Origin of the sequence: Paracoccus everestensis (assembly GCF_021491915.1) — a bacterium.
GTDB classification, from domain to species: Bacteria; Pseudomonadota; Alphaproteobacteria; order Rhodobacterales; family Rhodobacteraceae; genus Paracoccus; species Paracoccus everestensis.
On record NZ_CP090836.1, the window covers coordinates 1425573 to 1438868 of the forward strand.

Here is a 13296-nt window from a genome sequence, read left to right on the forward strand (position 1 = left end):
GGGTCCGTATGGTGTTCGGGGATCAGGCTCCACATCAACGCCGCGAGCTCGATGGCACTTTGTTGCAGGCTGGTTCCCCTGATCCCGTCTCACGACCGTTGCGCCAAACTTCTCCTTGCCCTTCTTACGCTCCGACGTCCTCGCGATCTGCGGCGGCTTACGCCGTCGCAGCCGGGGCTCGATAGTCCTGGCCCTTTGCCATCAGGACCCAGACAATGCGTGCCGTTCGCGGCACGCTCGAACCAATGGCGCTTCGCCGCTCACTGTCGGCCAGTGCGACACGCACCAGCATCGGTGGCTTGCGCGACAGCATCCCCGCCAGCCAGGTGCCGGGTCGCGCCGCGGCATGGACGTGGCGCTTGATGATGACGCTGTTGGCGCCAAGGATCAGCAGGCGCCTGAGAGATCGTTCGCCCATCTTTGTCGTCGATCCAAGACGGTGCTTGCCGCCGGTCGAATGCTGTCGTGGCACCAGACCAAGCCAGGCGGCAAAGTCGCGTGCCTTGCGGAACGTCTCGGGTGGGGGAGCCAGAACCGCGATGGCCGTAGCAATCAGCGGCCCGATGCCCGGCACCGTCATCAGCCGCCGGGCGACGTCATTCTCCTTAGCGCGACGGGCGATCTCCGCATCGAATTTGGCGATCTCTGCCTCCAGATGCATGAGCGCCATGATCAAAGCCTTCAGCGTGGGGATGGCATCGGCAGGCAGGTCACTCTCCGGATCCTCGACGAGGGCGACCAGCTTTGATGCGTTGGCCGCTCCCTGGGGCACGATCTGCCCGAACTCGGTCAGGTGGCCGCGCAGCGCGTTGATCGCCTGCGTGCGCTGCCGGATCAGCAGATCGCGCACACGAAAGACCATTGCCGCGCCCTGGGTCTCTTCGCTCTTGACCGGAACAAAGCGCATCGTGGGTCGCATCGCCGCCTCGCGAGACGCGCCTCCGCATCCGCCATGTCGTTCTTCTGGCGCTTCACGAAGGGCTTCACATAGGCAGGCAGGATCAGCCGCACGTCATGGCCCAGCTTGCCGATCTCGCGGCTCTAAAAATGGGCACCGCCACAGGCGTCCATCGCCACGACGCAGGAGGGCAGCTGGCTGAAAAACTCGAGCACCTGCGCTCGCCGTATCTTTTTGCGCAGAACGGCTCGCCTGCGCCGTCGGCTCCATGCACCTGGAACACATTCTTCGCAAGATCGAGCCCGACTGTGATAATCTCCGACATGACCGCTCCCCTTTTTGTGGATCCTCGCAGACCCACCTTGGCACAGAGATGCCGTCGGGGGGCGGTTACATCATCAACGCCCGTCCCGCGAAACATGGGTTCCGGCGCCCGCTTCGACTGCTCCGCGATCGGCGATACGGTAAACCTGGCCGCGCGGCTGGAAGGCATGACAAAGGACATGGGCGTCCCCCTGATCGCGGGTGAGGCGACCGCCGCGCCGCTTGGTCTGAAAGGGGGCCTGCGCCTGCTGGGCAATGCCAATGTTCGGGACCGCACCATGGCGACACAGATTTTCACGCGGCCATGAACACGTGGAGTCAGCCCTCTTTTGCACCAAGTTTCCTTCACGGCATTCCCTCAACTCGCGTGGCTTGCCGTCCGCCCTTGCCTGCGCCAAGGTGCCGCAAAACAAATTTGGGGACCGTGCCGATGAGATCTGGCCGTGCTGCGGCAAGCTTGATGACCGCAATTGCCGCCGTGGCGGCGCTATCGGGCTGTGGAATGTTTGGAGGGCCGTCGGAACTCGAATGCATGGAGCGGGCGATGTATTTCGAATCCAACCGCTCCAGCCGGGACGGGATGGTGGCGGTGGGCAGCGTGGTGATGAACCGCGTCGAATCAGGCCGCTATCCCCGGTCCGTCTGCGGCGTCGTCGGGCAGAAGAACCAGTTTGCCCGCGGCGTGATGAAGCGCCGCATGGACGCGCGTTCGGCCCCGATGATCCGCAGCGCGGCCGTTTCGGTGTTGCGCGGCGAACGCCATCCCATGATCGGCGATGCCCAGTTCTTCCACACGGCAAGCTATCGCGCCAAATACGACAATATGCACTATGTGCTGACAACGGGCGGCAACGCCTTTTACGAGCGGCGCAAACCGGAACTGGTGCGCCAGCCTTTTCCGCTGCCCCCCATCGAAGGGATCACGGGGCGGTGACGCCACGGCCTTGACAGATCAGGCCGGCGCGGAATGTCGCGCATGGCGGTCTGGCCAGTGGAAGCACGGGAAAATCGGCGTATCATCGTGCCCTGCAACGCAGGGGCGTGACCAGAAAGCGTCGCCCGTTGGTCCAATGAATGTTGCCAGGTGTGTGTTTAACGAGATCGAGGCTGGAGAATGGCGCAACGGAGAAGATGTCTGAATGCCCGGCTGGTGGCCTTGACCGCGATGGTCTGCCTTGTGGCAGCACAGGCAGATGCGCAGCGGATCGAGGGAAATCTTCCAACGGCGCAGGAGATCTGGCGGCATCTGCCGGGAAGAACCATCGAAACCGCACCAGCACCGGCACCCGAACCAGCACCTGAATCACGCCCTGCCTCGCGGGTCGAGCGCCCTTCTGTGGACCGGCCCCGTGCTGCGGTTGCCGAAGCCGAGCCGTCCCGGACCCTAGCCCAGGCCCGCGTCGTGATCCACTATCCCGAGCGAGGGGGATTTGAGCGTGCCGAGGAAATCGTCCGCCTTTTGCGGGCATTGGGCACCGCCGAGGTGGAAACGCGCCCGGTCAGGTATGCAGTGGAACGGCAAAGCATACGCTATTTCCACGCCGCCGACCGAGAAGCATCCGCCCAGATCAGCCTGGCCCTGAGCGGAGGAGGGGGGGAAACCCCGTCCGACTTCACGTTCTTTCGGCCGTCGCCGCGCCGGGGCACCATCGAGATCTGGCTGCCGTGAACGCTGCACGACCGAGGCTCGGGTTGTTGAACCCCCGGCTGCCGATGTGCCCGCACTGCCCCGCCCACGTAGCCCCGGATCCTACAAGGACAAGTCCTCGAGGATTTCCGCGCGGACGCCTTTCAGCGGATCCTCATCATTGTGTCGCAGCAGATAATCATAGGCCGCATCGTGGCTGTCGAAGGGCATGGGGGCCTCGACGGAACTGAACTCTCGCCCCCCGCGCGACAGCTTCATGTGCGGCGCAGCGCCCATGGCAATGACAAACAGACCCATCCGATCTCTCCTTGGCGGTTCCTGTTGCAGAGCAAGGCAATCACCCCGCCCCCGCGACCAGCAACGCGTCTGGGTCGCCGCCGGCTCCAAACCCTGAGCAATGCAGCGCGTGAATCATTGGGTACGGCGTTATGAACGCGGCCCAAAGCGCCGTGGACGGCACGGTATTGACCCCGCCCTGCCGCCGGGCATGAATGGCGGCATGATTGATCATGACGCGACCCACCAACTGGCGGCCCTGCGTGCCGGAACCATCACCGCCCGGGAACTGATGGCGGAAACGCTGGACCGGATCGACAAGGCCAATCCGGCGCTCAACGCCATCGTGGCGCTGCGCGACCGCGACACACTGCTGGCCGAGGCCGAGGGGGCGCTGCCGGGTCCGCTGCAGGGTCTGCCCATGGCGATCAAGGATCTGGCCGAAACGGCGGGGATCGTCACCACCTATGGCTCGCCCGCCTTCCGCGACCATGTTCCGGCCGCCGACAGCCCGATGGTGGCGCGGCTGCGCAGGGCAGGGGCGGTGATCATCGGCAAGACCAACACGCCGGAATTCGGACTTGGCTCGCACAGCTATAACCCGGTCTATGGCGTGACGCGCAATCCTTATGACCCCACGCGTTCCGCAGGCGGATCCAGCGGGGGCGCCGGTGCGGCCCTGGCCAGCCGCATGGTGGCGCTTGCCGACGGGTCCGACATGATGGGATCGCTGCGCAATCCTGCAGGGTGGAACAACGTCTTCGGATTTCGCCCCAGCTATGGCCTTGTGGCGAACGGTGGGCCGGGGGATATGTTCCTGGCGCAACTGTCCACGGACGGACCCATGGCGCGGTCGATCCGCGACCTTGAACTGCTTCTGGCGATCCAGTCCGAACATGATCCGCGCCATCCGCATTCCAGCGGTCCCTATAGTCCCCAGGCGCCGGGCCGAAAGCTGCGCATCGGCTGGGCGGCTGACTGGGGCGGTGCCTATCCGACCGAGCCGGGCGTCCTTGATCTTTGCGAGACAGCAATGCGCGTGTTCGAGGGGATGGGCCACTATGTCACCGCCATCGAGCCTCCCTTTCCCGCCGAGGCGCTGTGGGAGGCCTGGACCACCTTGCGCAGCTGGACCATCGCCGGCAACCTGGAAGCCCTGCTGCGCACGTTGCCCGACATGGTCAAACCCGAACTGCGGTGGGAAATCGAGCGTGGCCTTGCCTTGTCCGCCGCAGATCTCCGCCGGGCCAGCACCATCCGGTCCGACTGGTTCCGCCGCACCGCCGGGTTGGAGGTCGATGTCCTGGCCCTGCCATCGGCGCAGCTTTTCGCCTTTGACGCCGACTGGTCCTGGCCGCGCGAGATCGCCGGAACCGCCATGGACAGCTATCACCGCTGGATGGAAGTCGTGGTGCCCGCGTCGCTGACTGGGCTTCCCGCCCTTTGCGTGCCGGCAGGGTTCGGCCCGGCGGGCACACCGATGGGCCTGCAACTGATCGGCCATCGCGGCCAGGATGCTGCGATCCTGAACCTGGGACGCGAATACGAGGCGGCCACCACCTGGATCAAGCGTGCGCCAAGCCCCTGAAACCGGGACTTGGCGATGCTGTTTTGGGGACCGGGGGCAATCTGACTTGGTGGTCCGTGCCACCTGCTATGTCCTGACGCCCTTTCCTATGGCCGAAGCTGCTGCCATGACGCCCCAGTCAGAGCGACACTTCGCGCCTCTCGGCGTGGCGGCTCAGCCAGCGCTGCACCTGCCATTCGGGATTGCCCTGCTGCCAGGGGGCGATAACGGCCTGCCCGCTGATCATGCAGGTCATCAGAGAGACCTCTCGGTTATCGAAAAGAAGGGAGAAGTCCCTGCAAACCGGCCCGGTGGTCAGGCAGGCAGAGATCAAAAGCTCAATCATCACCACAATCCTTGAAAGCGGCCGCCCGGATGACGTGACCGGGCCGGCCTGAAACGGCATTGCTTGGAAAGCCGCAACCGGCCTGAAGGCCGATCCGGCATGGCTGGCATCACCCAGCCACGCGTTCAGGATCGGATATTCCCGTGCCTTGATCATCTATCAGGTGATGGATGCCGCATCATGGGGCCGCAATTCAGCCGGGTGGCAAGCAGGACCGTTGGTCGGGCGGCACCGTCGGTGCCCAGGCCTGCCCGACCATATCGAGCACCTCGGGCCAGTGGACATGAGCCACAAGTTCGCCTTCGTCCGGCCAGGCGACGCAGCGCCATTCGGGATACATGGCGCAGTATTCAAGCGCGGTTTCAAAGGGCGCGTTGCCGTCCTGATGGCCATGGATAAGGGTGACGGGGCAGGCGACATGGCCCAGGCCGTCGGGCCAGTCCTCGTGGAACAGCGGCACCTCGGCGCAGAAGGCGGTCTCGGACCAAGGCTCGGTGAAGAACAGCTTCTCGACACCGGCGTAAAAGGCTGCCGCGACCTCGGGATCAGCCATGGCCCGAGCATCGGCCGGGATGCGCGCCACAATTCCATGCAGATAACGGTCGAGACCGTAGCAGGCGATGACGCCGCGCATACTGCGCATCAGGAAAGGCAGCACCTTCGGGCTGTAGCGGGAACAGGTCCGGGTGAACCGGGCCACCGGGATCAGGCGGCGATACTGGGCATCGTTCAGGATCGGAAAGCCCGCGCCAATGGCAAAGATGGCGCGCACCCGGTCCGGTGCAGCCTTGGCCAGCATCAGCGCAATGCGGATGTCGTCGCCAGGGGCGACCACGACTGCGGATGGAAGGCGAAGCTGGCGCATCAAGTTCTGCAGGTCGGCAACGGCAAGCTTCAGGGGGTGACTGCCGGGCGGGGCGGGATCGCTGCCGCAATAGCCTGCGCGGAAGGGCACCAGTACCCTCAGGCGGCGTCGGGCAAGATCCGCCTCGGCGCCACGCGGCAGCCGCCACAGCCCATAGGTGGATTGCATCCAGATCACCGGCCGTCCCGCTTGGTCACCAAAGCTCATCACCTCGATGCGCCGACCGTCCGGCATCCTGAAGAATCGCTGATGGGGCAGGGGCATCGCAGGGGCGCGGTCCGGTTCGGCACCTGCCGGCACCGACTGCACCAGCAGGACCGCCAGGCGCATCAACTCGGCCTGATTGCGGGTGCCGGTCTTTTGCAGCACCGCGTGAAGTTGCGAACGCACCGTGCCCGTGCCCCGGCCGGTTGCGGCGGCAATGCCCGCAACGGTGCCGCCGCCGACCAGCAGGCGCATCACCTCGGTTTCGGCGGGGGTCAGCTTGAAGACGCGGGCCAGAAACTCCGGGACGGTCTGCGGCCAGTCAAGTTCGCTTGTCACCGCCAGCACGCGCCGACGGCTGCCCTCGCCCTTCATTGCCTTGAGATGCACCAGGACCGGATGGTCGAACCCGGCAGGGCGAAGCCGCAGGATATCTTCGGACAAGGTGCCGGCCGCGATTTCGGACAGACGGGTTTCCAAGGCGTCGAGGTCGTCCGGGTCAACCGGCATCAGGCGGATGGAACAGCCCGGTCCCAGGCAGAAAAGACGCCGCGCCGCATCGTTGGCCGCCAGGACCGAACCATCCGCCATCAGCACCATCGCGGCCCCCAGGATCGATGACAGCAGGTCGTTGGCCTGGCGCAACTCGGCCGCCTGCAGTTGCTCGAGGATCTGCAGAACCCCGGCGATCTGACGGGCAAAGCCGGGACCGGCGAAGTCCGCAAGGCTGGGCTGGTTCAACCCGCCCTGTTCCATCTGCGCATCCCAGGACGCGATCAGTTCATCGACGCGCTCGGGACCGACCGAGGCATCAAAGAGATGCTCGACCAGTTGCCAGGATTGAACCTTGCTTTCCATGGCCCCTCCTGGAAAACAGTGTCACACCCCAGGGCGGTCCGCTCAACCACCAATCGCGGGGATCGGCAGTCAGGCCCACGGGGGCCGCTCAGGCCAGAAGATCAAGTTCGCCAAAGGTCATGACGTTCGGACCCGAAAGGCTCCAGTTCTGGCTGCCTCTGACACCCAGCAGGACGATGGTCGCGTCGTTGCTCAGGGTCAGCACCGTATCGGTCCTGCCGTCGAAATCGACATCCGCCCGAAAGCTTGCATTCGCGTTGACCCGCAGCCCGTCGCCAAGCACCAACTGGTCCTCTCCCACCCTGAAATCCCGGATGGTATCGGTGGCGGTGCCGTCTGCGGCGCGGAAGATGAAATAGTCGGTGTTCGATCCGCCCGCCAGCACATCGGCGCCCGATCCCCCTCGCAGCCTGTCCATCCCCGCCTCACCCCGCAGATAATCGGAACCCGAACCTCCGTCGAGGCTGTCGTCGCCATATCCGCCATAAAGGTTGTCGGCCCCGTTCAGGCCGAGGATGATATCATCGCCGTCGCCGCCCCAAAGCAGATCCTTGCTGCTTGATCCGGTCAGCCCGCCGCCGTCGTTGTCCGCAAATCTGATCGCCATGATGTCCTCCCTTAAGGCACAAGCAGTCGAGATCGACTCGGCGATCATGGGTCTGTGTTTCGGACGGCGCATCTATCAGGTGATAGACGCTGTGCCCTGATTCCAGGGGAAGTTACGGCTGCCGCCAGAGTAACCTCAAACGTTGCAGAGCCTGGTCTGTAAACCAAGCCCTGCAACGTCTGTCTGCCCCTCGCACAACCGCCCCAAGGCGCTGGGGCAAGGTGGCGGACCCTGGTCAGGCGGCGGTCAGGGCCGCGCCTCCAGGATCAGGTTGAAGGGCGTCTGGATCGCCTTGCGGATGCGCGAGAAGCCTGCCTCGCGGCAAACCTGCGCCAGCCGCGCCTCGCCCGCCTGCGCACCCAGGACATGCGTGCCTTCCTCGGAAATGGCATGGGCGCAGCACAGCCAGGTCGACCCGGTGTAATAGATCCGCCCGATCGGGTTCAGGTTCTCCTCGACCCGGTCCGATGCTGCCGGTTCGACCAGCATCAGCGTGCCGTCGGGGGCCAGTGCCTCGCGCGCGCGGCGCGCCGCCTCGACCGGATAGCCCAGGTCGTGCAGGCAGTCGAAGAAGCAGATCAGGTCGAAGACCCCTGGCAGCGGCGCCCTTGCATCGGCCAGCAGGAACTCCACCCGGTCCGACAGCCCCGCCTGCTGCGCATTGGCGCGCGCGGCAGTGATCGAGGCAGGATGGGTGTCGATGCCCAGAAAGCGGCTGTTCGGGAAAGCCTCGGCCATCAGAAGGGTCGAATGCCCGTGGCCGCAGCCGATATCCGCCACCCGCGCCCCCGCCTGCAGCCTTGGCACCACGCCTTCCAGCGATGGCAGCCATTCCGGCACCAGGCTGGCGCGATAGCCGTTGCGGAAAAAAGCCGCGACGCCGCAATGCAGGCCACCATCGTGATCGCCCCAGGCCACGCCCTTGCCGGTCCTGATCGCCTGGGCCGTCTGCCCCGCATCGGCCCAGGCGGCGGCAACGACTTCCCAGATGGCGGGCATGAAGACCGGGCTGGTATCGTCGGCCAGGATCGCTGCCTGTTCGGGCGTCAGTTCATAGGTCTGGCTGGCGAGATGATAGGCAACGTATCCCCCTGCCGCCTGTGCGTTCAGCCATTCGCGCACATAGCGTTCCGCGCAGCCGGCGGCCTGCGCGACCTCGTGGCTGGTCATCGGCCCCACGCCCGCCATGGCCCGGTAAAGGCCCAGCCTGTTGCCGATGGCGATCATCACGCCACCATATCCCGCGCCAAGTTCCGAGACAGCCTTGCCGACCAGGTCATCCAGCCGGGCGGTTTCGATCATCTGATTGTCCAGTGCCATGGTTCATTCCTTTCCAGAAAACACCCCCGCATCATTGCGGTTGCCGGGTCGGCGAACGAGTGCGAGACTGGCCACAAAGGGTCCGCATCGGTCAGGAGCGGCGGATGGGCGGGGATGGATCAAGGCCGGTTCGCGTGGGCATCGTCGCCATCCCCGAGGCAGGCCTTGCCACGCTGAGCGGCATCTTCGACGTGCTGAACAGCCTTGACTGGCTTTCGGGAAGCGAGGGCATTCCCGCGGATACCCCCTTTCAGGTCGAGTTGCTGGGAGAGGCGGACGGCCCGGTGCGGCTTGCCAGCGGCATCACCCTGCCACTGCACGGGGCGGCCAAGGAACGGCCCTGCGACCTGATCATCGTGCCGTCGCTGTTCGTGCGCGACAGCGGCTGGGTCCCTGGGCGCTATCCCACCCTTGCCCGATGGATCACGGAACGGCACCGGGCGGGGGCGACGATCTGTTCGGCCTGTTCGGGCCTGTTCCTGATCGCCGAGACGGGGCTTTTCGACGGGGTGGACGCGACGGTCCACTGGCCTTACGCGCGCAGGTTCAGCGCCCAGTATCCGGCCGTGCGCGTGCATCCCGACCGCGCCCTGATCGTGTCCGGATCCAGGGGCGAGCTGGTCAGTTCCGGCGCCTCGACCAGTTGGCACGATCTGGTTCTGTACCTGATCGGTCGCGAGGCCGGGCCGGCTGCGGCGCAAGCGGTCTGCAAGGTCTTTGCCCTGCAACGCCATGTGGACGGGTTGGCGCCCTTTATGGTCTTCGATCCGCCGCGCAGCCATGGCGACGCGGTGGTCGAGGCATCGCAAGCCTGGCTCGACACCCATGCCTCGGTCGCGTTTCCCGTGCGGGAGATGGTCAGCCGCTCGGGCCTGTCGGAACGCGGCTTCTCGCGCCGCTTCCAGGCGGCGACGGGCTATGCGCCTCAGGCTTATGTCCAGCATCTGCGGATAGAGCAGGCCAAGCGCCGGCTGGAGCGCACGAGCGAACCGATCGAACAGGTGGCCTGGGCCGTCGGCTATGAGGATCCCTCGGCCTTCCGTCGCCTGTTCCAGCGGATCGCGGGGATCACTCCCGGCCAGTACCGACGCCAGTTCGCGCAGCCTGTCGAGCAGTACCGGGCTTGACGCCGCATTCCAGCAAACACCTCAGGCCCGGCTGAAAAGGGCGCGGACCAGCAAGCGGAAGGTCAGGATCTGGCGTTCCAGTTCATCGGGCTTGCCCAGCACCTTGCCCAGGATGATGCCCCCTTCCAGCACGCCCGACAGCATATGCGCCAGATCCTCCAGATCGACCGGTTCTCGGGGCGGAGTGGTGGCGGCGATGTCCTGGAGGTATCCCAGGAAACGGGTGTTCCAGCGTTCCACGGCCTGGCGGTTGATCTCGCAAACCTCGCGGTCGAACAGGCGTTCCTGATAACAGACGCTTGCCACCAGGCAGCCGGGATGGCCGCTGGGCAGGTCGTGCATCACATCCGCCAAAAGCTTCAGCCCGATCAGGAAGGCTTGCAGCGGATCGTCGGCAAGGTCGCGGCCGCGGTTGAAGGAGGCGTCGAAGACGGCCTCGTCGCTGGCCACGTAACGGCGCAGCATCTCGCGGGCCAACTCGTTCTTGTCCCGGAAATGGTAGAAGAAGCCCGACTTGGTCAGCCCGGCCTCGGCGATGACCTCGTCGATGGAGGTGGCGCCAAATCCCTTGGCCAGGACCGAGGCCTCGGCGATGGCAAGGATCCGTTCGCGCGTGGCCTCGCCCTTTCGCGGCTGGATGCCGTCGAACCGTACCGGCGGTATGGTTTTCGCCTTGGGTTCCTTGGCGCCGGAAGGGTGTTCGGGAACGGGTGACATGCCCAACCCTCTGTTATTTCCCAGCTAAAATAGAAATCCATGCCTCACCGGACTGCAAGTGTTCTAGCCCGGACATGACGGGACGTGGGATAACCCGGTGTCCGATCCAGGACCGCAACCCGCAGTGTTTCCCTTATACCATTTCCGAGGTTAATGATGACGCAAAATCGCAAGACCCTTGCCCATATGAACGGCAGCCTTGTGCTGACCGATGGCGGCATGGAAACGACCCTGATCTTTCACGAGGGCCTGGACCTGCCCCATTTCGCGGCCTTTCCGCTGATCGACAGCGACGAAGGGCGGGCCGCGCTGACGCGCTATTATGAAAGATACCTGGGCCTTGCCCGGGAAAGCCGCCTCGGCTTCATCCTCGATACGCCGACCTGGCGGGCCAGCCCGGACTGGGCGCCCCGCCTGGGCTATGATCTGGCGGCGCTGAGGCGCGTCAATATCGACGGGGTACGCTTTGTGCAGCATCTGCGCGACGAATGGTCATCGGCCGTGTCGCCCTGCGTGATCAACGGGGTGATCGGCCCGCGCGGTGACGGCTATGTCGCAGGCACCATGGATCCGTCCGCGGCCGAGGATTATCACGCCTTCCAGGCTGAAGCCCTGGCCGCCGCCGGCGTGGACATGATTTCGGCCATGACCATGAACACCATCGGCGAGGCGACCGGCATCGCCCGTGCCGCAGCGGCCCTTGGCTTGCCCCATGTGATTTCGTTCACGCTGGAAACCGACGGACGTCTGGTGGGCGGCGCCAGCCTACGCGAGGCGATTGAGTCCGTGGACGAGGCGACCGGCGGGTCGCCTGCCTATTACATGATCAACTGCGCCCATCCTCTCCATCTCGAGGGCGCGATCGGCACGGGCGAAGCCTGGACCGCGCGGTTGGGCGGATTGCGGGCCAATGCCTCGACGCTCAGCCATGCTGAACTGGATGAGGCCGAGACATTGGACGAAGGCGATCCAGCCGACCTGGGCCGCCGCTATCGGGCGCTTCAACGCAGCCATCCCGGCCTGCGCGTGGTCGGCGGGTGCTGCGGGACAGACCACCGCCATGTCGAGGCGATCCGCGACGCCTGCCTGGACGCGGTCGCTTAAACCCGAACCCAGGTGTTGCCGGCTCGCACCAATGCGGTCGCCTGCTGGCAACTTTATCAGGCCCGCTGCGGGAGGACAAAGCTCCTGCCTACGCCGGCCTTGACCCCCTGTCCATCCACGTTTGCTGACGGATGCGGACCCATTGTGGCCAGTCCCGCACTCGTGCGCCACGGCAGCGATCGCAATGATGGCAGGGTATTTTTTGCAAAGGAATGAACAATGGCGACCTTCAACGGCTCCAACCTGCACGACCTCATCGACGGCACGACGCTGGATGATTTCATCTTCGGTCAAGGGGGCCACGACACGCTTCGGGGTGGCGGCGGCAATGACGTGATCCGAGCAGGAACCGGCCTGGACATCCTGGAAGGCGGATGGGGCAACGACCGGCTTTTCGCCGATATCGGCCCAAGCTCTCTATTCGGCGGCGAGGGTTCGGATATCCTTGTATCGGGCACGGGATCCGACCTGCTCAACGGCGGCAGCGGCATCGACCTTGCCAGCTATGAACAGGCCAATGGCCGGGTCGTGCTGGACCTGACCATCGGCAGGGGCTTTCACGGTGACAGCATCGATACGCTGGTGCAGATCGAAAACCTGCTGGGCGGCGATTTTGACGATGCCTTGTCGGGCAATGCCGGCGCCAACGACCTTTACGGTGGCCGCGGCAATGACAACCTCAGCGGCCTGGGCGGCAACAACCGGGTTTACGGCCAAGACGGCAACGACAATGTTTACGGCCAAGCCGTGGACGACCTGCTGGAGGGTGGTGCGGGCAATGACACGCTTGACGGCGGCGCGGGCATCAACCGGCTTGAGGGTGGCACCGGCATCGACACGGCGGATTATTCGATGCTGACAACAGCGGCCGACATCAGGCTGAATATCGGGCAGGCCGTATCGGCCGACCGGGCCGATAAATTGGCCGGCATCGAGAACGTCAAGGGCACCAAGGCGTCGGACACCATCATCGGCGACAAGGCCGCGAACCGGATCGAGGGTGGCGGCGGCGACGACCGGATCGACGGCGGGACCGGCAATGACGTGCTGGCGGGCGGCAGCGGCAACGACCGCTTCATTTTCAAGGCTTCCGATATCTTCGGAAAGGGGCAGCGGCCGTTCGATTCAGGCGATGACCTGATCCTGGATTTCTCGCTGGCCGACAAGATCGACCTGTCGGGCCATGTGGATGCCACGACCTTTGCGGCACTCAGGGCAGGGACGCGGCAGGTGGGCGAGGATGCGGTCATCACATTGGGGGAGGACACGATCACCTTGGACAACTTCCAGGCGGCCGAGCTTATCCCGTCGATGTTCCTGTTCTGAGCCTTCCCATCCGGCAAAAACTGCGTCCAGAGGCCGCCAAGCCTCTGGACTGAGTGTGATCGTCAGCCTGCGTTGCCACAGCATCGTTGATGCCCTGCGGGAAGCCCTG

At 65.0% G+C, this 13296-nt stretch carries 13 protein-coding genes and 1 pseudogene; 7 read left to right on the forward strand and 7 right to left on the reverse strand.

Annotated features, from left to right (window positions below; translation table 11 throughout):
* Positions 1 to 157: 157 nt before the first annotated feature.
* A pseudogene (locus LZ585_RS07050) lies at positions 158 to 1223 on the reverse strand (IS110 family transposase).
* A 94-nt stretch (positions 1224 to 1317) separates the two neighbouring features.
* Here LZ585_RS07050 and LZ585_RS14885 point away from each other — a divergent pair.
* The 3 genes from LZ585_RS14885 to LZ585_RS07065 all read left to right on the forward strand — a co-directional run bounded on the left by LZ585_RS14885 (position 1318) and on the right by LZ585_RS07065 (position 2891).
* Positions 1318 to 1530 carry a hypothetical protein gene (locus LZ585_RS14885; RefSeq protein WP_315857649.1) on the forward strand — a complete coding sequence of 71 codons (213 nt, stop codon included), beginning with the start codon at positions 1318 to 1320 and terminating at the stop codon, positions 1528 to 1530.
* Positions 1531 to 1682: 152 nt separating this feature from the next.
* Positions 1683 to 2156, forward strand: coding sequence for a cell wall hydrolase (locus LZ585_RS07060; RefSeq protein ID WP_234855668.1), 474 nt, complete (start codon positions 1683 to 1685; stop codon positions 2154 to 2156).
* Between the two features lie 180 nt (positions 2157 to 2336).
* On the forward strand, positions 2337 to 2891 hold the full coding sequence (locus LZ585_RS07065; RefSeq protein WP_234855669.1) for a hypothetical protein: 555 nt from the start codon (positions 2337 to 2339) through the stop codon (positions 2889 to 2891).
* Between the two features lie 81 nt (positions 2892 to 2972).
* Here the strand turns inward: LZ585_RS07065 and LZ585_RS07070 are convergent, their stop codons facing one another.
* The gene (locus LZ585_RS07070) at positions 2973 to 3167 is read right to left on the reverse strand and encodes a hypothetical protein (protein WP_234855670.1); all 195 of its coding nucleotides are present in this window, start codon (positions 3165 to 3167) and stop codon (positions 2973 to 2975) included.
* A gap of 202 nt (positions 3168 to 3369) precedes the next feature.
* Here LZ585_RS07070 and LZ585_RS07075 point away from each other — a divergent pair, with 202 nt between their 5' ends.
* On the forward strand, positions 3370 to 4734 hold the full coding sequence (locus LZ585_RS07075; protein ID WP_234855671.1) for an amidase: 1365 nt from the start codon (positions 3370 to 3372) through the stop codon (positions 4732 to 4734).
* Between the two features lie 118 nt (positions 4735 to 4852).
* Here the strand turns inward: LZ585_RS07075 and LZ585_RS07080 are convergent, their stop codons facing one another.
* From LZ585_RS07080 to LZ585_RS07095, 4 genes are all read right to left on the reverse strand, one after another.
* Positions 4853 to 5215, reverse strand: a complete 363-nt coding sequence (locus tag LZ585_RS07080; RefSeq protein WP_234855672.1) for a hypothetical protein — start codon at positions 5213 to 5215, stop codon at positions 4853 to 4855.
* Positions 5216 to 5252: 37 nt separating this feature from the next.
* The gene (locus tag LZ585_RS07085; RefSeq protein WP_234855673.1) at positions 5253 to 6986 is read right to left on the reverse strand and encodes a LuxR C-terminal-related transcriptional regulator; all 1734 of its coding nucleotides are present in this window, start codon (positions 6984 to 6986) and stop codon (positions 5253 to 5255) included.
* 88 nt (positions 6987 to 7074) lie between these two features.
* Positions 7075 to 7593 carry a calcium-binding protein gene (locus tag LZ585_RS07090; protein WP_234855674.1) on the reverse strand — a complete coding sequence of 173 codons (519 nt, stop codon included), beginning with the start codon at positions 7591 to 7593 and terminating at the stop codon, positions 7075 to 7077.
* A gap of 246 nt (positions 7594 to 7839) precedes the next feature.
* On the reverse strand, positions 7840 to 8913 hold the full coding sequence (locus LZ585_RS07095) for a class I SAM-dependent methyltransferase (RefSeq protein WP_234855675.1): 1074 nt from the start codon (positions 8911 to 8913) through the stop codon (positions 7840 to 7842).
* Between the two features lie 134 nt (positions 8914 to 9047).
* On the opposite strand from LZ585_RS07095, the gene LZ585_RS07100 reads away from it, so the two are divergent.
* Positions 9048 to 10040 carry a GlxA family transcriptional regulator gene (locus LZ585_RS07100; RefSeq protein WP_234855676.1) on the forward strand — a complete coding sequence of 331 codons (993 nt, stop codon included), beginning with the start codon at positions 9048 to 9050 and terminating at the stop codon, positions 10038 to 10040.
* Between the two features lie 21 nt (positions 10041 to 10061).
* Here the strand turns inward: LZ585_RS07100 and LZ585_RS07105 are convergent, their stop codons facing one another.
* The gene (locus tag LZ585_RS07105) at positions 10062 to 10757 is read right to left on the reverse strand and encodes a TetR/AcrR family transcriptional regulator (protein ID WP_234855677.1); all 696 of its coding nucleotides are present in this window, start codon (positions 10755 to 10757) and stop codon (positions 10062 to 10064) included.
* A gap of 153 nt (positions 10758 to 10910) precedes the next feature.
* Between LZ585_RS07105 and LZ585_RS07110 the strand changes: the two genes are divergently transcribed.
* Both LZ585_RS07110 and LZ585_RS07115 read left to right on the forward strand, forming a co-directional pair.
* Positions 10911 to 11861 carry a homocysteine S-methyltransferase family protein gene (locus tag LZ585_RS07110; protein WP_234855678.1) on the forward strand — a complete coding sequence of 317 codons (951 nt, stop codon included), beginning with the start codon at positions 10911 to 10913 and terminating at the stop codon, positions 11859 to 11861.
* 219 nt (positions 11862 to 12080) lie between these two features.
* Positions 12081 to 13187: a calcium-binding protein gene (locus LZ585_RS07115; RefSeq protein ID WP_234855679.1), complete on the forward strand. Its 1107-nt coding sequence runs from the start codon at positions 12081 to 12083 to the stop codon at positions 13185 to 13187.
* Positions 13188 to 13296: the final 109 nt, after the last annotated feature.